Origin of the sequence: Shinella sp., assembly GCF_049651085.1 — a bacterium.
Taxonomy (GTDB): domain Bacteria; phylum Pseudomonadota; class Alphaproteobacteria; order Rhizobiales; family Rhizobiaceae; genus Shinella.
This window is the reverse complement of sequence record NZ_JBASBL010000009.1, coordinates 285,336-303,426: the sequence shown is the minus strand read 5'-3', so window position 1 is coordinate 303,426 and position 18,091 is coordinate 285,336. Positions and strand designations below refer to the sequence as shown.

Below are 18,091 nucleotides of genomic sequence, written 5' to 3'. Positions count from 1 at the left end.
CCTCAGTTCTTCAGGGCTTCCTTGAGAGCCTTGACGAGGTCGAGGCGCTCCCAGGAGAAGGAGCCGTCACGGCCGGCCTTGCGGCCGAAGTGGCCGTAAGCCGCCGTCTTGGCGTAGATCGGCTTGTTGAGATCGAGGTGGCGACGGATGCCCGAGGGCGAAAGGTCCATGACCTGTCGGATCGCGTCCTCAACCTGATCTTCGCTTACCTTGCCCGTGCCGTGCAGGTCAACATAGACCGACAGCGGCTGGGCGACGCCGATGGCGTAGGAGAGCTGGATGGTGCAGCGATCGGCGAGACCGGCTGCAACGACGTTCTTGGCAAGATAGCGCGCCGCATAGGCGGCCGAGCGGTCCACCTTGGTCGTGTCCTTGCCGGAGAACGCGCCGCCACCGTGCGGAGCGGCACCGCCATAGGTATCGACGATGATCTTGCGGCCGGTAAGGCCGGCATCGCCGTCCGGGCCGCCGATCACGAATTTCCCCGTCGGATTGATGTACCAGGAGCAATCGTCGGCGATCTTCAGATCACCCAGCGCCTCGCGGATGTAGGGCTCGACGACCTGGCGCACCTTGTCGGAATCCCAGTTGCTGTCCAGATGCTGCGTGGAGAGCACGATCGAAGCGACGTCGGCGGGCTTGCCGTCGACGTAGCGTACGGTCACCTGGCTCTTGGCGTCGGGGCCGAGCTTGCCTGCATCGCCCTCACCCTTCTTGCGGGCGTCGGCGAGCAACTGAAGAATGCGGTGCGAGTAATAGAGCGGAGCCGGCATGAGTTCGGCCGTCTCGCGGCAGGCATAGCCGAACATGATGCCCTGGTCGCCGGCACCCTCGTCGCCCTGCTTGTCGGCGGCATTGTCGACGCCCTGCGCGATATCGGCAGACTGGGAATGCAGCAGCACGTCGATCTTCGCCGTCTTCCAGTGGAAGCCGTCCTGCTCATAGCCGATATCACGGATCGCCTTGCGGGCAGCAGCCTTGAACTTGACGGGATTGATGACGTCGTGGCCTTCCTTGTCCTTTTTCAGGAGGCTCGGCGGCAGGCGCACTTCACCGGCAATCACGACGCGGTTGGTCGTGGCAAGCGTCTCGCAGGCAATGCGGACCGACCACGGATCGACCTTCGACTTCACCGCTTCGCGATAAACGAGATCAACGATTTCATCGGAGATGCGATCACAAACCTTGTCCGGGTGGCCTTCGGCGACGGACTCGCTGGTGAAGAGATAACTGCTGCGCATGCGGGAATTCCCCTCAAAGAAAATGGACTTCGACGTTGTTATTCAGTTCAACGCGCAAAGACAAGCACACAAGGACATAAGAATATCTTTATGTCTCGCGTTTCCAGCCGATTTCACATCGACTGTCGCGCGGAAGATACAGAGATCACCGCACATGAAAACGGCCCCGAAGGGCCGCTTTTTGTCCATATCCTGGGAGGATCAATCACTCTGTCTCGGCTTCGGCGGCCAGCGCCTTCACCAGATCCACGAGCTTGCGGCGCACCTTCGGGTCGCCGATCTTCACGAAGGCGCGGTTAAGCTGCAGACCTTCGGAGGAGGAGAGAAAATCGACGACGTAGTTGGAACTCGATGCCTCGGCCAGACCGGCCTGGGCGTTCGTCTGATCGCCCGGCGCATCCTCGAAGAAGAAGGAGACCGGCACGTTGAGAATGCTCGAAATGTTCTGCAGGCGGCTTGCGCCGACGCGGTTCGTGCCCTTCTCGTATTTCTGGATCTGCTGGAAGGTAATGCCGAGGCTTTCGCCCAGCTTTTCCTGGCTCATGCCGAGCATGGTCCTGCGAAGCCTGATCCGGCTGCCGACATGAATATCGATCGGATTCGGCTTCTTTTTGTTTTCCATCATCACTTTTGTCCTAACGCGGAAATGGCCCCAGCCACCGGCACCCTTAACAAAAACCTAACGTCACGTTGTATGCGCAAACTCTGATGGTCGCTACAATACAGGAGAACGGCCGGCAGGGTGCACTATGCTATTTTAGGGGTTTTTGGTCAATTCACCCTGCTTGCAAAACCAATGCGGGAAATCACGGCGATTCCGAACAGTACACAGAGAATGATCGGAAAGGCGTAATCCCGCCACTCCTCCCACCCACCCGGCGCAAGCTTTCCCGTAAGGGTTGCATCCACAAAGCCCGGCGCATCATAGGCAAGACCCGAAACCACCCTGCCCCTCGCATCGACGACGGCCGAAATACCGTTATTGGCAGCACGAATCAGCGGCGTGCCGCGCTCGACGGCGCGCAAGCGCGCCTGAAGAAAATGCTGATAGGGACCTGGCGTGTTGCCGAACCAGGCATCGTTGGTGACATTGAGGAGGGCAGCCGCCGCCGACGCCGACGCATTGATCTCGGAAGGGAAGATCGCCTCGTAGCAGACCAGCGGATAGAGCCCCTTGCCGGCGGCATTCAGCATCTGGTGCTCGCGGGCCGCCGAAAAACCGCCCGGCATGGCGACCGGATTGACGCCGAGCCCCTCGAAGAGGTCGGCGAAAGGCATGTATTCACCGAACGGAACCAGATGCACCTTGTCGGCCGCACCGACGATCTGCCCCTTGCCGTCGATCGCGTAGATGGAATTGTAGTAGCGCGGCGCCTTGCCGGAGCCGGCGCTTTCCGTGCGCACCGCGCCGGCGATCAGGATCTGGTCATCCGCCAGCACCTCGGCGATGCGCATCAGCGCATCCGGATTTTCCGTGAGGATGAAGGGGATCGATGTCTCCGGCCAGACGACGATGTCCGGTCGCTTGCCTCCGGCCTCGGGCGCTGCCGCACTCAGCGAAAGGTGCCGCTCGAAGATTTCGGCGCGCGCGGAATCATCAAGCTTCATCGCCTGGTCGATCACCGGCTGGACGAGGCGGATGGCGGTCGTGTCGTTTTCAGGCGTCGGCGCGATGTTGAGCGCGTAGTAGCCGTAGCCGACATGCAGCGCGAACAGAAGCGTCGCAATCGTCAGTCCCAAACCCCGGCCCCGCCGCGTTCCGAGCAGGGCGGGTGCGGCGAAGACGAAGACGGAAAGCGCATTCATGCCGGCAATGCCGACGAGGCCCGACGACTGCATGAGAAGCGGCACCGGCATTGCGCCATAGCCGACCGCATTCCAGGGAAAGCCGGTAAAGAGCGTGCCGCGCAGCCATTCGCCGATGCCGAAGGCCAAGGCGAGGGCTGCGATCCGGCCCATGCCGTCCGACCAGAAAAGCCGGGCAAGCGCCGTGGCAAAACCATAGTAGAGGGCAAGCACGGCAGGCAGGCCGAACACGGCAAGCGGCAAGGCCCAGGCAAAGGCATCCGCCTCCACGAGAAGCGCCTTGCCGAGCCACCAGAGCCCGCCGACGAAATAGCCGAACCCGAAGAACCAGCCGATGCGGAAGGCCGGCGCGAGGCGGCGCAGGAAACCCGCCTCCGGTGCGGCGCTGGCGCCGTCGATGAGCCAGACGAGCAAAGTGAAGGACACGAAGAGCGCCGCAAGGAAGCCGAAGGGCGGCAGCGCCAGCACCCCGATCAGGCCCGCAAGAAATGCCACCAGCCCCCGTCTCGTTCCAGACAGGAGCATGACCGTGCCCGCAAGCCGCTCCATGCCGTCCCCTTTCGCTCGAGCATTTCCGGGTTTCCTGGAACCGCTGAAGTGCTCTACCCCCTGCATTGGCGCAATTGCGCATGCAACATCGCTGCACGCCTTGCTGGAATTGCTTGCCCCGAATCAGCCGCGCCAGTCTTCCAAAAAAACTGCGCCTTGTCCCGCGTTACGGCAGGACAAGGCGCAGATCATCGTGACGGGAACAGCGGACGTGCCCTATTCGGGGCCCGCTTCACCGCCCTGTTGCTCAGGCTGCTTGGGGTGATCGGCGGCAAGACCCGTCCCCTCGCCTTCCGGCCGGCGATCCCGGCGGCGGCTGGAACTGGCCCGCTTGCGGGTGACGCGCACCCGCTTGACGCGGCGCGGGTCCGCATCGAGCACGTGGAATTCAAAGCCCGGCACGGCCTGGACGACCTCGCCGCGCACCGGAATGCGACCGAGCGAGGCGAAGATCAGGCCGCCGAGCGTGTCGGCATCCTCGAGCTGTTCGCGAATATCGAAATCCCGGCCGATCGCCTCGGCAAGCTCTTCCAGCTCGACACGGGCATCCGCGACGAAAACATCGTCGCTGACGCGCTGGATCATGGCCTCGTCGTCGTCGTGTTCGTCCTCGATGTCGCCGACGACCATCTCGACAATATCCTCCAGCGAGGCAAGGCCGTCCGTACCGCCATATTCGTCGATGACGAGCGCCATCTGCGTGCGGTCGGCCTGCATGCGCGCCATCAGGTCGGCGGCGAGCATGGAGGGCGGCACGAAGAGGACCTGGCGGATGATGCCGGCTTCAGCGACCGTCTTGGACAGGTCGACACGGCCGAGATCGAAGTCCGCCTTCGGCGCGCGCGCCGGCTTTTCGCCATTGGCGGGAGCAGCCTTCGCGCTGGTGCGGCGCTTGTTGCGCGCCTGCTTGGTGACATAGGCGAGAAGGTCGCGGATATGCACCATACCGCGCGGATCGTCGAGGCTTTCATTGTAGACCGGCATGCGCGAGCGGCCGGAATCCTCGAAGATCACCATCAGCTCGGCGATCGTGATGTCCTGGTCGACCGCCTCGATATCGGCGCGCGGCACCATGACGTCCTCGACCCGCACCTCGCGGAACCGGAGAATGTTGTGAAGCATCGCCCGCTCTTCGGGCAGGAAGGCCGGCTCGCCGCCGGTATCTTCCGTCATCAGGGCATCCGCAAGATCCTTGCGGAGGGTGGACGCGCCCGTCATGCGCCAAAGCCGTGTCGCGCGTGACCAGAAGGATGATCGGCCACTGCTTTCCTGCTTCGGCGCGCTGCTACTACTGCCCGCCTCGTCCTGACTTGAGGCATCCGCCTCGTTTTTTTCCGTCGTTGCCGACTGATTTCTGAAGTCGCTCATTGGTCCAAACTGTTAATCGGGGCCATCCCCGTATGGGTCAGATAAGCCAAGCTCGGCAAGAATGCGAGTCTCGAGCCCTTCCATTTTTTCCGCTTCTTCGTCGTCCATGTGATCATATCCGAAGAGATGCAGAAATCCATGCACCAGAAGATGCGTGAGATGATCGTCGAAAGACTTGCCGAGATCGGCCGCCTCGCGGGTCAGCGTCTCCTGCGCGAAGATGATGTCGCCGAGCATCGGACCCGGCATTTTTCCGGGTGTCAGCGGAAAGGCGGGGAAGGACAGTACATTGGTCGGCTTGTCCTGGCTGCGCCACTCGGCGTTGATGCCGCGGATTTCCTCGTCGCTGGTAAAGACGAGAGAAACCTCCGGTGCGTCGGTCTTCGGGAAGGGCTGCTTTTCCTGCCGCTGCAGGAATGTCGCGGCCGTGCCGAGCACGCGCTCGCTTATGGCGTGCAGGCGCTCTTCCGAGGGCCACGTACCCTCTTCGACGGAAATCTGGATATCAAGTTCGCTCATGGGACTTCTTGTCTGCGCAGTTCCGCAAGCATGGCTGCTCTACGATCCTGCTGGAATTGCTCCTCGCCGCCTCAGCGGTCCGTCTGCTCGCTTTCGTCCTGCACGGCGGTCTGGGCCTCATAGGCCCGGACGATGCGGGCGACCATCGGATGGCGCACGACATCCACGTCCTTGAAGCGGACGACCGAAACGCCTTCCACGCCCTTGAGGATCTGCAGGGCCTCGACGAGACCGGATTTGACGCCGCGCGGCAAATCGACCTGGCTCGGGTCGCCGGTCACGATCATGCGGCCGTTTTCTCCAAGACGCGTCAGGAACATCTTCATCTGCATCGAGGTCGTGTTCTGCGCCTCATCGAGAATGACCGCGGCATTGGCGAGCGTGCGGCCGCGCATGAAGGCGAGCGGGGCAATCTCGATGACGCCGGCGGTGATCGCCCGTTCCACCTTGTCGCCGGGCATCATGTCGTAGAGCGCGTCATAGAGCGGGCGCAGATAGGGATCGACCTTTTCCTTCATGTCGCCCGGCAGGAAGCCGAGGCGCTCACCGGCTTCGACGGCCGGGCGCGACAGGATGATGCGATCGACCGCGCCGCGCTCCAGGAGCTGGGCGGCATAGGCGACGGCGAGGTAGGTCTTGCCGGTGCCGGCCGGGCCGACGCCGAAGACGAGCTCGGAGCGCTCCAGCGCGCGGATATAGGTATCCTGCGTCGGCGTGCGGGCGGCGATGGTCTTCTTGCGGGTGCTAATCTGCGACATGGTGAGCTTTGCCTTGCGCTCCATCGTCGGCAGCGAAAGCTGGTCGTCCGCGGCGATCGCCATGCGGATCGCGCCCTCGACGTCGGAAAGCTCGATCGAGCCGCCCTTCTGGAGACGATCATAGAGATAGTCGAGCGCGCGTCGGGCCTGGTTGGTGGCCACCACGTCGCCGGAAATGGAAACGGAATTGCCGCGGGCGCGGGCATCGATGCTGAGGCGCTGTTCCAGAAGCTTCAGGTTCTGGTCGAACTGGCCAAAGAGCTCGCTTGCGTATCGATTGTTCTCGAAAGTGAGCACGAATTGATTGGCGTCGGTCTCGGTCTTCGACTGGCGCGGCGATGACGTCATCAGTTCGTGTCCGTTCAAGCGGTCAAGCTCCTTGCGATCCGCCCGTTACCCGATCGCTTCAGCGAAAAGGCTGTTGGGCCCGGCATCGATGATTCGTACCCGGATAATGTCACCGATTTCAGAACCTTTTGCATCAACATTCACAGGCTGGAGCCAGGGCGAGCGGCCGACGAGCTGGCCGGGCATGCGTCCGGGCTTCTCCAGAAGCAGGTCGATCTCCTTGCCGATACAGCCGGTCGCGAATTCGCGCTGCTGGCGGAACAGCAAAGCCTGCAATCTTTCAAGGCGTTCGGACTTCACGCTCTCTTCGACATGGCCGTCCATCTCCGCGCCGGGCGTGCCGGGGCGGGTGGAATATTTGAACGAAAATGCCTGTGCATAACCGACCGTCTCGATGAGGCGCATGGTCTCCTCGAAGTCTTCGTCGGTCTCGCCGGGAAAGCCGACGATGAAATCGCCCGAGATCGCAAGCGCCGGCTGAACGGCACGGATGCGCTCGATGAGGGCGATATAGTCCGCCGCCGTGTGCCGACGGTTCATCGCCTTCAGAATGCGGTCGGAGCCGGCCTGCACCGGCAGATGCAGATAGGGCATCAGCTTCGGCAGGTCCCGGTGCGCCTCGATCAGGCGGTCGTCCATGTCGCGCGGATGGCTGGTCGTGTAGCGCAGGCGCGCCAGGCCCTCGATCTCCGCAAGCCGGTAGAGCAGATCGCCGAGCCCCCATTCGCTGCCGTCCGGGCCAAGACCGTGCCAGGCATTGACGTTCTGGCCGAGCAAGGTGATTTCGCGCACGCCGCCTTCGACGAGGCGCTCGGCCTCGGCGACGATCTGAGCGACCGGACGCGACACTTCGGACCCACGCGTATAGGGCACCACGCAGAAGGTGCAGAACTTGTCGCAGCCCTCCTGCACGGTGAGGAAGGCGGTGACGCCGCGCGCGCGGGTCCTTGCCTTTTCCGGCGGCGGCAGATGCTCGAACTTGTCCTCGATGGCGTAGTCGGTTTCCACGACGCGCTCGCCGTCCTTGGCGCGGCGCAGCGCCTCCGGCAGGCGGTGATAGGTCTGCGGACCGATGACGAGATCGACCGCGGGCGCACGGCGCAGGATTTCCTTGCCTTCCGCCTGGGCGACGCAACCGGTGACGCCGATCACCATTTCGCGGCCATCCCTGGCGCGGGCCTTCTTCATCTCGCGCAGGCGCCCTAGTTCGGAATAGACCTTCTCGGCCGCCTTCTCGCGGATATGACAGGTATTGAGGAGAACGAGATCGGCCTCTTCCAGCACGTCCGTCGCCTGATAACCATCCTTCGACAACGCGTCCGTCATCCGCTCGCTGTCATAGACGTTCATCTGGCAGCCATAGGTCTTGACGAAGACCTTGCGGGTGTTCGGCGTGGCGTCTGCTGTGGGCGTGATGACTGATTGTTCGCTCATGGCGCCTGCATAGTGGAAAAGTGCCGAAAAATGAAGTCCCGTCACATTTCGGATCGCCGGCCGCGCAGCCGCGCGCCCAGCATCGCGCGGATGCGCGCCTCGACCGTACGGCTCACCTGCTTGCGATTGCTCGCCTGCAGATAGTCCACCCGCTCGCCGAAATCGACATCGACATCGACCGCCCCCTCGCGCGCCACGCCGAGAAGGTGCGGCAGAAGCGCGATATCGCCCGGCCAGGCGGCAAGCGGCCTGTGGTAGCGGCCCATCGCCATGCCGTGCAGGCCGGTATAGGCGATGGACACGGGCTGGATATGGACCACGCCGTCCCGCGCGTGCGGAACGGCGGAAGCGGCAGCGCCGAACAGCGAGGTTTTCACCTCCAGCAGGCGATTGCCGTCCGAGGTCGTGCCTTCCGGGAAGAGCACGACGATCTCGTCATCCGCCATGCGCCGGGCGATTTCATCCACTTGGTCGCCGGTCTTCTGGCGCTGATTCCGCTCCACGAAGATCGTCGCCTGAAGGCGGGCGAGAACGCCCAGGACCGGCCAGCCGCGCACCTCGGCCTTCGCGATATAGACAACGTCGGCGATCGAGCCCAAAACCATGATGTCCTTCCAGGAGGCATGGTTGGCGGCGATCAGCAGGGGGCGTTTCGTCTCGAGCGTGCCATGCACCCGGACCTTGAGGCCCAGCACGCGGCAGGCGACCCGGTGCCACAGACGCGGCACGCGGCGACGGACCCTCAGGTCGAAGTAGAGACCGACAAGCTGGACCGGCAGCAGGACGAGCGTTGCCGTGACGAGAACAATGAGGCCGAGCCCAATGCGGAGCCAGGTGATCAATGGCTCACCGGGGGAAGTTCAGGGAGGTGAGCGGCGGTTCGCCTCACTCGCCCTCCTTGAGCGGAACACCGTAGAGTTCCAGGCGGTGATCGACGAGACGAAAGCCATGCTCGCGGGCGATGCGCTCCTGCAAGGCCTCGATTTCCGGCGAATGGAATTCGATGACGGTCCCCGTCTTCAGGTCGATCAGGTGATCGTGATGCTCATCCGGTACGGTTTCGTAGCGCGAACGGCCATCGCGGAAATCATGCCGCTCGATGATGCCGGCATCCTCGAAGAGCTTTACCGTGCGATAGACCGTCGAGATGGAAATCCGCGAATCGACGGCGGACGAGCGGCGGTAAAGCTCTTCTACGTCCGGATGATCGGCAGAAGCTTCCAGCACGCGCGCAATGACGCGGCGCTGATCGGTCATGCGCATGCCGCGCTCGACACAAAGCTCTTCCAGCGATTTCTCCACTTCCGTCATGCAGTCTTCCCTCGTTCGTTCTGCCCCCCCGACAGGGGAACTAGCGAAGATCGCGGCGCATGACAAGCGCCGTGGAGCGGCTGCCCCCGGCCGAGGCATAGTAAGCCTTGCGTTCGCCGACCTTGGCAAAGCCGAGCTTGACATAAAGCCCGCATGCAGCGGTATTTTCCTGATCGACCTCCAGGAAAACGTCCTCGGCGCCGCGCATCTTCGCCTCGCGCAGTGCCGCCAGCATCAGCCGCCAGCCGAGACCGGAGCGCCCGAACCGCTGATCGACGCCGATCGTCAGGATTTCAGCCTCGCCGGCTGCCGCGCGGGCGAGCACGAAGCCGCCGGCCGTTCGGCCGAGATCGCCTTCGCGCAGCGCCACGAAGCCAAAAACCGGATCCTGTGACAGCAGCGAGTGAAACTCGCCGTCGTTCCACGGCTTGGGAAAGCGCGTGCGATGCAGCGCTGCGGCAATGCCGGCGTCAGCCGTTTCGAGCGGAAAGATCTCGAAGGCGGGCTTGCGGGTGAAATAATCGGTGAGCGACATTCACGCCCTCCGGATCGCGAAACCCGCCTGCGGCTTGGCATCGGGACCGCGCAGGTAAAGTGGCTTCGGCAGGTGGTCCTGCGGCTCAAGCAGCGCGCCAAGACGCGCTACCGTCGCAATGGAAGCGCCATCGCCCTCCTGCAGCGCGCCTTCGCGCAGCAAGACAGCGGCAGAACCGGCGATCATGCCGTCATGGCCTGCGGCAATGTCACGCGCCTCGGCAAGGGTTGCAATCGCGGGCGGCGAGATGGCCGCGCCATCGGCGGCGAAAGACTGCCAGTAGACCTCGTCGCGCTTGGCATCCATCGCGACCAGAAGCGGCAGGCCGGCCTTGCGGTCGGCGGCGAGCGCCGCCAGGCTCGAGACGCCCACGGCGGGAACGCCGAGCGCCAGGGAAAGCCCGCGCGCGGCGGCAACGCCGACGCGGATGCCGGTGAACGAGCCGGGGCCGATGGTGACCGCGATACGATCGACCTGCTGCAACACCATGTCCGCGGCATCGAGCGCCGCATCGACGAATTCCATCAGCCGCTCGGCATGGCCGCGGCCGATATCCGCGCCGGCACTGCCGAGCACGGTATCCTCAAGGGAATCATAGAGCGCCGCGTAGCAGCCCGTGCCCGCAGTATCGATCGCAAGGACGATCATGCCGGGCACCGGCGATAGGTGCGGCAGGCCTCAGGCGACTGCTTCAACTTCCTGCACTTCCGGTACGAAATGGCGGAGAAGGTTCTGAACACCATGCTTCAGCGTCGCCGTCGAGGACGGGCAACCCGAGCAGGCTCCCTTCATGTTGAGGTAGACCACGCCGTCGCGGAACCCCTTGAAGGTGATGTCGCCGCCGTCCTGCGCCACGGCCGGGCGGACGCGGGTATCGAGCAGTTCCTTGATGGTGGCGACGATCGTTTCGTCACCCTCGTCGAAGAACTCGCCGTCCTCGTCGTCATTGCCGGAAAGCGCGCCGCTTGCCATGACCGGCTGGCCGGACATGAAGTGTTCCATGATATTGCCGAGGATGGCCGGCTTCATGTGCTGCCAATCGGCATCGTCCTTGGTGACGGTGATGAAGTCATAGCCGAGGAACACGCCCTTTACGCCGGGTATGGCGAACAGGCGGGCGGCAAGCGGCGAGCCTGCGCGCGCTTCCGTCTCGTCGCGGAATTCGGCCGTGCCTGCCTCCAGCACGACCTTGCCCGGCAGGAACTTGAGGGTCGCCGGGTTCGGCGTCGCTTCGGTCTGGATGAACATCTTTCTCTCCGTGCGGGCCAGGCGCTTGCCGGCCGGCCAAGATATTTAGAATAATTCAAAAGAAGATAGGAGCTTCCGCGCCGTTCTTCAAGACGGGGGACTAACTAAGTGCGTCGAGTTCTTCGTCGCTGAGCTGATCCGAGACCACCGTGACCGGGATCGGGAAAGCCTGCGCGCGGCCGGCCAGAGACGAGACCAGCGGCCCCGGCCCTTCCTTGGCGGATCCGGCCGCCAGAACCAGGATCGCAATATCACGATCCTCCTCGATCAGTCCGTTGATCTGCTCGCTCGCCACGCCCTCGCGGATCACCGTTTCCGGCTCGATGCCGATCGATTCACGCAGCGCCTGGGCCGCCTTGGCAAGCACGGCCTCGGCCTCCTCGCGCGCTTCCGCCCGCATGATCTCCTCGACCCCCAGCCATTGCTGGAAGTCGGCGTCGGCGATCACATAGAGCAGAACCACGGCGCCATTGGAGTTCTTCGCCCGCATTCCCGCATAGTGGACGGCGCGCTGGCATTCCGGCGTATCGTCGATGACCGCCAGGAATTTGCGACGGTGGCCTTCAAGGCGGGAAAGTCGTCGAGAAACCATACAGCCCCCTTCTCTCAAGGACGTTTCGGCGCGAATCTTACTGCACAAAACCGACGATGTCGCGAACTTCCTTCATGGTTTTTTCGGCCCGCGCCCGCGCCCTTTCGCCGCCATCCCTAAGGATCGCGTCGATATGGCTCGTGTCGCCCATCAGGCGGCGCATCTCGTCGGTGATCGGCGAGAGAACATTGACGGCAAGGTCGACGAGCGCCGGCTTGAAAGCCGAGAACTGCTGGCCGCCGAACTCGGAAAGCACCTCCGCCTTGCTCTTGTCGGAGAGCGCCGCATAGATGCCGACGAGGTTTTCAGCTTCCGGACGCCCCTTCAGGCCTTCGATCTCGCTCGGCAACGCATCCGGATCGGTCTTGGCCCTGCGAATCTTCTTCGAGATCGTTTCGGAATCGTCGAGCAGGTTGATGCGCGAAAGATCGGATGCATCCGACTTCGACATCTTCTTCGTGCCGTCACGCAGGCTCATGACCCGCGGCGCAGGCCCGCCGATCAGCGGCTCGACCATCGGGAAATAGGCGTGCACCGGCTCCTCGCCGACGACGATATCGACGCCCGTGCCGGCCTTGCGGATATGATCGCTGAAATCGATGTTGAATTTCTGCGCGATATCGCGGGTCAGCTCCAGGTGCTGCTTCTGGTCGTCGCCGACGGGCACATGCGTCGCGCGATAGACGAGGATGTCGGCCGCCATCAGACTCGGATAGGCGAGCAGCCCGAGCGAAACCTGCTCGGCATTCTTGCCGCCGGTCTTGTCCTTGAACTGGGTCATGCGCTCCATCCAGCCGATGCGCGCCACGCAGTTGAAGATCCAGGCGAGTTCCGAGTGCTGCGGCACGGCGGACTGGTTGAAGACGATGTGCTTCTTCGGGTCGATGCCGGAAGCGATGAAGGCGGCCGCGATGGAGCGGATCTGGCCCCGCATATCCTCGTGCACCAGCTGGGCGGTCAGCGCGTGCAGGTCGACGACGCAATAGATGCAGTCATTGTCTTCCTGCAGCGCCACGAACTTGCGGATCGCGCCGAGATAGTTGCCGAGATGGAGGTTGCCGGTCGGCTGCACGCCGGAGAAGACGAGAGGCTTGAATGCGCTCATGACGGTGTTTCCTTCAGGCGGGTGGAGGGCCTGGTCCCTGTTGCACGCGCAATACCGGGAAAACGTGCGAAGCGGTTTTCCGGCCGGGATTGCGTTAAAAAATACGTGGCGCTTATGCACGGCGCCGGGGCGCCGATCAAGGGGGCCTGCCCGGCCCGCACGTATCAGGATGTCCTTATAAAAGACATCATCCGGGCGTTGTCTCCCCGCGGGGATTTAGAGGGAGGCCGGTCCCGATCGGCCGTTTTGTGACGAAGGGGCACAAGACGGAGCTGACCCGTGCGAAAGAACGGTTCCATTCTGCTTGCCTGCGTCATGGCGCTGACATCGCTTTTCGCGACCGAAACCATGGCGGGCCGCAGCCAGAAACACGCCTCCCGGACCGACAAGGGGACTTTGGCGAAAATCTACACCATCCAGACGCCGCGCGTGCGGCACCGATGTTTTCCCGGCAAGCTGAAGGCCGTGCTTTCCCATATCGCCCGCCAGGTCGGACGCCGGCCGCTCGTCACGTCGGGCCATCGCTCGAACGGACGGCGTGGCTCCTATCACCGCAAATGCCTGGCCGCCGACATTCGTATTCCCGGCATTTCCGTGAAGCGGATCATCGCCGCCGCACGCTCAGCGCCCGCCATCGGCGGGATCGGCACCTATTGCAACGGCATCGTCCATGTCGATGTCGGGCCGAAACGGCGCTGGCACCATTGCGGCGGGCTGGCCCGGCTGACCAAGAGAGCGAGGCTCGCCGCGCGCTGACGCGGCAAGCCTATTCGCTCGGGTCCTCGGCGGGTGCGGCCTTCGCCTTGCGCTTCATGTTGCGGCGGATCATGCCGAGGTCCGCCCCGCCGATGAGGAAGGCGACGGAGAAATAAACGAGCATGGCGAGCCCGACGAGAAGGCCGAGCGTCAGGACCTGCTCATAGAGTGGCGCGGTCGAGGCGAGGCGGTCGGCGAAATAGCCGGATGCGTAGTGGAGCGAGACCGCCATGACGACGGTCGCGACCAACAGCCGTGCGACGCGCCAGACGAGCGCCTTTTCCAGCGACCAATGGCCCCGCCGAACCAGCGTGACGAAGAGCAGCAGCGCCGTCACCCAGCCGGAGACGGCCTCGGCGGTGGCGATGCCGCGCTCGTGGAACAACGGGAAGAGCGAGACCGCCAGCACGCAGTTGATGACGACCGACAACAGTGTGATGCGCATCGGCGTCCTGGTGTCTTCGCGCGCGAAGAAGCCGGGATTGAGCGCCTTGATCAGCACGAAGCCCGGCAGGCCGAGGCCATAGATGGCGAGCGTGCCGGCCACGATAGCGGTCGTCTCCGTGCCGAAGGCGCCGCGTTCATAGAGCACGCGGACGATCTCGTCGGAAATCACCCAGAGGGCACCCGCCGCCGGCAGCGTCAGGAAGAGCACGAATTCCATCGAACGGTTCTGAAGGTTGCCCGCCTCGCGTTCCTGCCCTCCCTTCAGCGCCCGCGCAAGCTCCGGCAGCAGCACCACGCCGACGGCGATGCCGACGACGCCGAGCGGCAGCTGGTAGACCCGGTCGGCATATTGCAGGGCCGAGATCGCGCCGTCCTTGGTGGAGGCGATCATCTGGCCGATAAGCTGGTTGATCTGGGTGATGCCGCCGGTTATCGCCGCAGGAAAGGCAAGCCAGAGCAGCCGCCTGACGTTGGGCGTCATGCGTGGCCGGCGAAAGCCGATGCGCATGCCGGCATGTCGCACGCCGGCATAGAGCACCGCCATCTGGAGAAGGCCGGCGGCGAGCACACCCCAAGAAAGATACCAGGCCGTCTCCAGCGGCGAAGCCCCATGCCAGAGGCCGTAGCCAAGCGCGCCGATCAGCACGACATTGAGGAAGACCGGGGCAACGGCGGCGGCAAAATAGTGATGCAGCGAATTCAGCATGCCCGACAGCATGGCCGTCAGCGACATGCACATGAGGTAGGGGAACATGACGACGGCGAGCTTCACCGTCACGTCGAACTTCTCCGCATCGCCCACAAAGCCCGGCGCGATGACCCAGGCGACGATGAGCGGCATCAGCAGTTCCATCGCGATGGTCAGCATCAGGAGGATGCTGAAGAGGACGCCGAAGACCTCCTCGGAAAAGCGCTTCGCGCCATCGATGCCGCCGGCCTCGATCTCCTTGGCGAAGAGCGGTACGAAAGCGGCATTGAACGCGCCCTCGGCAAAAAGACGCCGGAAAAGGTTGGGGAACCGGAAGGCGGCATAGAAGGCATCGGCCATCGGCCCCGTGCCGAGCGCCGCGGCCATCAGCGTTTCGCGCGCAAAGCCGAGCACGCGGCTGCCGAGCGTCGCGCCGCCGACGGTCGCGAATTTCTTGACGAGACTCATTGTTCTGCCCTGATCCTTTTCGGCGTGGCGGGGCCGGGCGCGATCATGCCCGGCGGCATGCGGTCGCGCAGTTCGTCTGCCTCGTCGGCCATGACGGCCTTCAGCCGTGCCGCGATATTGGCCTGCCGGTTGTCGTTGGTAATCTTCTGCCCGACGAGGTCGGTGACGTAGAAGGTGTCGATGACCTTCTCGCCAAAGGTGGTGATATGCGCCGAGGCGATGTCGAGCGAGAGGTCAGAAAGCACGGCCGTCACTTCCGAAAGCAGGCCGGGACGGTCGAGGCACTCGATCTCGATGACAGTGAACTTGTTCGACAGCGTATTGGAAATGATGACGGCCGGCGGAACGGTGAATGTGCGGCTGCGCTTGCGGCTTTTCGTGCGTGTCGCGATCACTTCCGGCAGGCGCTTGCGGCCGGACAGCACGTCCTCGATCATCCGGCCGATCGTGCCGGCGCGGCGCGTCTCGTCCGCATCGTCGGCGAACTCGCGGTTGACAAGGATCGTGTCGAGCGCTCGCCCGTCGGACGTCGTGAAGATCTGCGCATCGACGATGTTGGCCCCCGACGCCGCGCAGGCTCCGGCAATCACCGTCAGCAGGCGCGGATGGTCGGGCGAGAGCACCGTGATCTCGGTGATCGCATGGAAGGAGTGCGTGCGCACCATGGTGGCGAGCGTCTGGCGCGCCTTGTCCACCTCGCGGATGAACGTCGCATGGCGCACCTGGTCCTCAAGCGACACCGTCAGCAGGTAGGGGTCGTAGTGCAGGCGCGTATAGGTCTTGCGGTCCTTCTGGCTCCAGTCGGCCGGAAGCGCTTCGCACAGCGTTTCGCGCGCGGCCTGCGAACGTTCCTTGCGCGACAGTTCGGAGAAGCCGCCGGAAATCAGAAGTTCCGTCTCGTGGTAGAGCGTGCGCAGCAACTGGCCCTTCCAGCCGTTCCACACGCCGGGGCCGACGGCGCGGATATCGCAGACCGTCAGCACCATCAGCATTTTCAGCCGCTCCATTGACTGCACCTTCTCGGCGAAATCGACGATGGTCTTGCGGTCGTTGAGGTCGCGGGTCTGGGCGACCATGGACATGGTGAGATGTTCCTCGATCAGCCAGACGACCAGCTCCGTCTGCTTCGGCGAGAGGCCGAAGCGCGGGCAGAGCTTGCGTGCGACCCTGGCGCCGGCTTCGGAATGGTCCTCCGGGCGGCCTTTGGCGATATCGTGCAACAGCACCGCGACATAGAGGGAGATGCGATCCTCGATGCCGGGCATCACCTGATAGCTCAGCGGGTGCGCATCCTTTTCGCGGCCCTGGTCGATGCTGGCCAGGATGCCGACGGCGCGGATCAGGTGCTCGTCGACGGTGTAATGATGATACATGTTGAACTGCATCATCGCGACGATCTTGCCGAAATCCGGGATGAACCGGCCGAGCACGCCCGATTCGTTCATGCGGCGCAGAATGAGCGCCGGGTCGCGCGGCGAGGTCAGGACAGAGAGGAAGAGGCGGTTGGCCTCTTCGTCCTCGCGCAGCGCCGCATTGATGAGCTTCAACGACCGTGTAACCTGCTTGAGGGCGTTGGGATGAAACTCCAGCCCGTTGATGTCGGCGATGTGGAAGAGCCGGATGAGGTTCACCGGATCGCGCCTGAAGACATCCGCGTCGGCAAGGGTGATGCGGCCGCGGTCCTCCAGGAAGTCCAGCGTGCCGGCGATCTTTCGCGTGCGCCGCGTGAAGCGGCTGATGGCGGCGCTGATGCCGGGCGCTTCCTTGGCCTGCTGGTCCTCCAGCGTCGCGCAGAAGATGCGCGTGAGGTCGCCCACATCCTTGGCGACGAGGAAATAGTGCTTCATGAAGCGCTCGACGGCCGACAGGCCCGGATGCGGCTGGTAGCCGAGGCATTCCGCAATCTCGCGCTGGATGTCGAAGGACAGACGCTCCTCCGCCTTTCCGGTCAGGAAATGCATGTGGCAGCGCACCGCCCAGAGAAAATCGTCCGCCTTCTGGAAGAGCTTGTATTCCTGCCGGGACAGCACGCCGAGCTTCACCAGTTCGGCGGGATCGCGGATGTGGTAGAAGTATTTGGCGATCCAGAACAGCGTGTGCAGATCGCGCAGCCCCCCCTTGCCTTCCTTGACGTTCGGCTCGACGAGATAGCGCGTATCGCCCGCCTTGCGGTGGCGCTCGTCGCGCTCGGCAAGTTTGGCCGCGATGAATTCCGGCCCGGTCCCGCGCACGATCTCGCGGTCGAAGCGCACAGCCATTTCCTCGAACAGCGCCACCGAGCCGCAGATATAGCGGGCTTCGAGGATTGCCGTGCGGATCGTCATGTCGCCCTTGGAGAGCTGGATGCATTCCTCGAGATTGCGCGTCGCGTGGCCGACCTTGAAGCCGAGATCCCACAGGATATAGAGAATGAACTCGATGGCCGGTTCGCTCCAGGCGGCCGGCTTTTGCGGCAGCAGGAAGAGCAGGTCGATGTCCGAGCCCGGCGCCAGCGTGCCGCGGCCATAGCCGCCGACGGCAGTCACGGTAACGCGCGAGGCGGGCGGCGCCTGACCGGCGCTGAAGACGTGGTTGAGGGTGAAATCGTGCAGGACCGAGATGATCTGGTCCTGCAGCCAGGAAATACGCGCCGCGCATTGCAGGCCGCTACCGTCCTCGAACAGCAGTTCGCGCGCCCGGGCGCGGCCGGCAGCATTGATCTTCTTGAATTCGGCCAGCAGCTCGCCCCGCATGCGATCGCGGTAGTCGGCATTGGTGCTGGCGATGAACTCGCATCTGGCGCGTAGCGCCGGCACGTCGAGAAGACCGGAATCGGCCGGTGCCAAGAGCTTCTTTTCCATTGGATGCCGGCTTGCGTCCCGCTTGTCCTCGATCGCCCGTTCGGTTCGCATGCCTATAGACCCTTTCGGCACGCGAGG

The 18,091-nt window shown here is 63.7% G+C and carries 17 protein-coding genes; 1 reads left to right on the top strand and 16 read right to left on the bottom strand.

Annotated elements, in window-relative coordinates:
* Positions 1-2: 2 nt before the first annotated feature.
* The 14 genes from metK to trpS form a co-directional block, all read right to left on the bottom strand.
* The gene (gene metK / locus WA950_RS06725; protein ID WP_424550913.1) at positions 3-1,241 is read right to left on the bottom strand and encodes a methionine adenosyltransferase; all 1,239 of its coding nucleotides are present in this window, start codon (positions 1,239-1,241) and stop codon (positions 3-5) included.
* A gap of 205 nt (positions 1,242-1,446) precedes the next feature.
* Positions 1,447-1,866 carry a helix-turn-helix domain-containing protein gene (locus tag WA950_RS06720; RefSeq protein WP_424550912.1) on the bottom strand — a complete coding sequence of 140 codons (420 nt, stop codon included), beginning with the start codon at positions 1,864-1,866 and terminating at the stop codon, positions 1,447-1,449.
* Positions 1,867-2,012: 146 nt separating this feature from the next.
* Positions 2,013-3,596 (bottom strand): apolipoprotein N-acyltransferase, encoded by a 1,584-nt coding sequence (lnt, locus tag WA950_RS06715; RefSeq protein ID WP_424550911.1) that lies wholly within the window; start codon positions 3,594-3,596, stop codon positions 2,013-2,015.
* A 216-nt stretch (positions 3,597-3,812) separates the two neighbouring features.
* Positions 3,813-4,964 (bottom strand): hemolysin family protein, encoded by a 1,152-nt coding sequence (locus WA950_RS06710; RefSeq protein WP_424550910.1) that lies wholly within the window; start codon positions 4,962-4,964, stop codon positions 3,813-3,815.
* Between the two features lie 12 nt (positions 4,965-4,976).
* Positions 4,977-5,483 carry an rRNA maturation RNase YbeY gene (gene ybeY, locus WA950_RS06705; protein WP_424550909.1) on the bottom strand — a complete coding sequence of 169 codons (507 nt, stop codon included), beginning with the start codon at positions 5,481-5,483 and terminating at the stop codon, positions 4,977-4,979.
* A 71-nt stretch (positions 5,484-5,554) separates the two neighbouring features.
* Positions 5,555-6,607, bottom strand: coding sequence for a PhoH family protein (locus tag WA950_RS06700; protein ID WP_424550908.1), 1,053 nt, complete (start codon positions 6,605-6,607; stop codon positions 5,555-5,557).
* A 27-nt stretch (positions 6,608-6,634) separates the two neighbouring features.
* On the bottom strand, positions 6,635-8,023 hold the full coding sequence (gene miaB, locus WA950_RS06695; protein WP_424550907.1) for a tRNA (N6-isopentenyl adenosine(37)-C2)-methylthiotransferase MiaB: 1,389 nt from the start codon (positions 8,021-8,023) through the stop codon (positions 6,635-6,637).
* A gap of 41 nt (positions 8,024-8,064) precedes the next feature.
* Positions 8,065-8,865, bottom strand: coding sequence for a lysophospholipid acyltransferase family protein (locus WA950_RS06690; RefSeq protein WP_424550906.1), 801 nt, complete (start codon positions 8,863-8,865; stop codon positions 8,065-8,067).
* Positions 8,866-8,908: 43 nt separating this feature from the next.
* On the bottom strand, positions 8,909-9,334 hold the full coding sequence (locus tag WA950_RS06685; protein WP_424550905.1) for a Fur family transcriptional regulator: 426 nt from the start codon (positions 9,332-9,334) through the stop codon (positions 8,909-8,911).
* A gap of 40 nt (positions 9,335-9,374) precedes the next feature.
* Complete coding sequence (locus tag WA950_RS06680) at positions 9,375-9,869, bottom strand: GNAT family N-acetyltransferase (RefSeq protein WP_424550904.1); 495 nt, start codon at positions 9,867-9,869, stop codon at positions 9,375-9,377.
* Complete coding sequence (tsaB, locus tag WA950_RS06675) at positions 9,870-10,517, bottom strand: tRNA (adenosine(37)-N6)-threonylcarbamoyltransferase complex dimerization subunit type 1 TsaB (protein WP_424550903.1); 648 nt, start codon at positions 10,515-10,517, stop codon at positions 9,870-9,872. It abuts the gene before it with no gap.
* A 30-nt stretch (positions 10,518-10,547) separates the two neighbouring features.
* Positions 10,548-11,117: a NifU family protein gene (locus WA950_RS06670; protein ID WP_424550902.1), complete on the bottom strand. Its 570-nt coding sequence runs from the start codon at positions 11,115-11,117 to the stop codon at positions 10,548-10,550.
* 100 nt (positions 11,118-11,217) lie between these two features.
* Positions 11,218-11,709, bottom strand: coding sequence for a universal stress protein (locus tag WA950_RS06665; protein WP_424550901.1), 492 nt, complete (start codon positions 11,707-11,709; stop codon positions 11,218-11,220).
* 37 nt (positions 11,710-11,746) lie between these two features.
* Complete coding sequence (gene trpS, locus WA950_RS06660) at positions 11,747-12,814, bottom strand: tryptophan--tRNA ligase (RefSeq protein WP_424550900.1); 1,068 nt, start codon at positions 12,812-12,814, stop codon at positions 11,747-11,749.
* 348 nt (positions 12,815-13,162) lie between these two features.
* Between trpS and WA950_RS06655 the strand changes: the two genes are divergently transcribed.
* Positions 13,163-13,570 carry a YcbK family protein gene (locus WA950_RS06655; protein WP_424551000.1) on the top strand — a complete coding sequence of 136 codons (408 nt, stop codon included), beginning with the start codon at positions 13,163-13,165 and terminating at the stop codon, positions 13,568-13,570.
* Between the two features lie 10 nt (positions 13,571-13,580).
* On the opposite strand, the gene murJ is transcribed toward WA950_RS06655, so the two are convergent.
* Both murJ and WA950_RS06645 read right to left on the bottom strand, forming a co-directional pair.
* Positions 13,581-15,173 carry a murein biosynthesis integral membrane protein MurJ gene (gene murJ / locus WA950_RS06650; RefSeq protein WP_424550899.1) on the bottom strand — a complete coding sequence of 531 codons (1,593 nt, stop codon included), beginning with the start codon at positions 15,171-15,173 and terminating at the stop codon, positions 13,581-13,583.
* Positions 15,170-18,013, bottom strand: coding sequence for a [protein-PII] uridylyltransferase (locus WA950_RS06645; protein ID WP_424550999.1), 2,844 nt, complete (start codon positions 18,011-18,013; stop codon positions 15,170-15,172). Before WA950_RS06645 ends, murJ begins: the two co-directional genes overlap by 4 nt.
* Positions 18,014-18,091 lie beyond the last annotated feature (78 nt).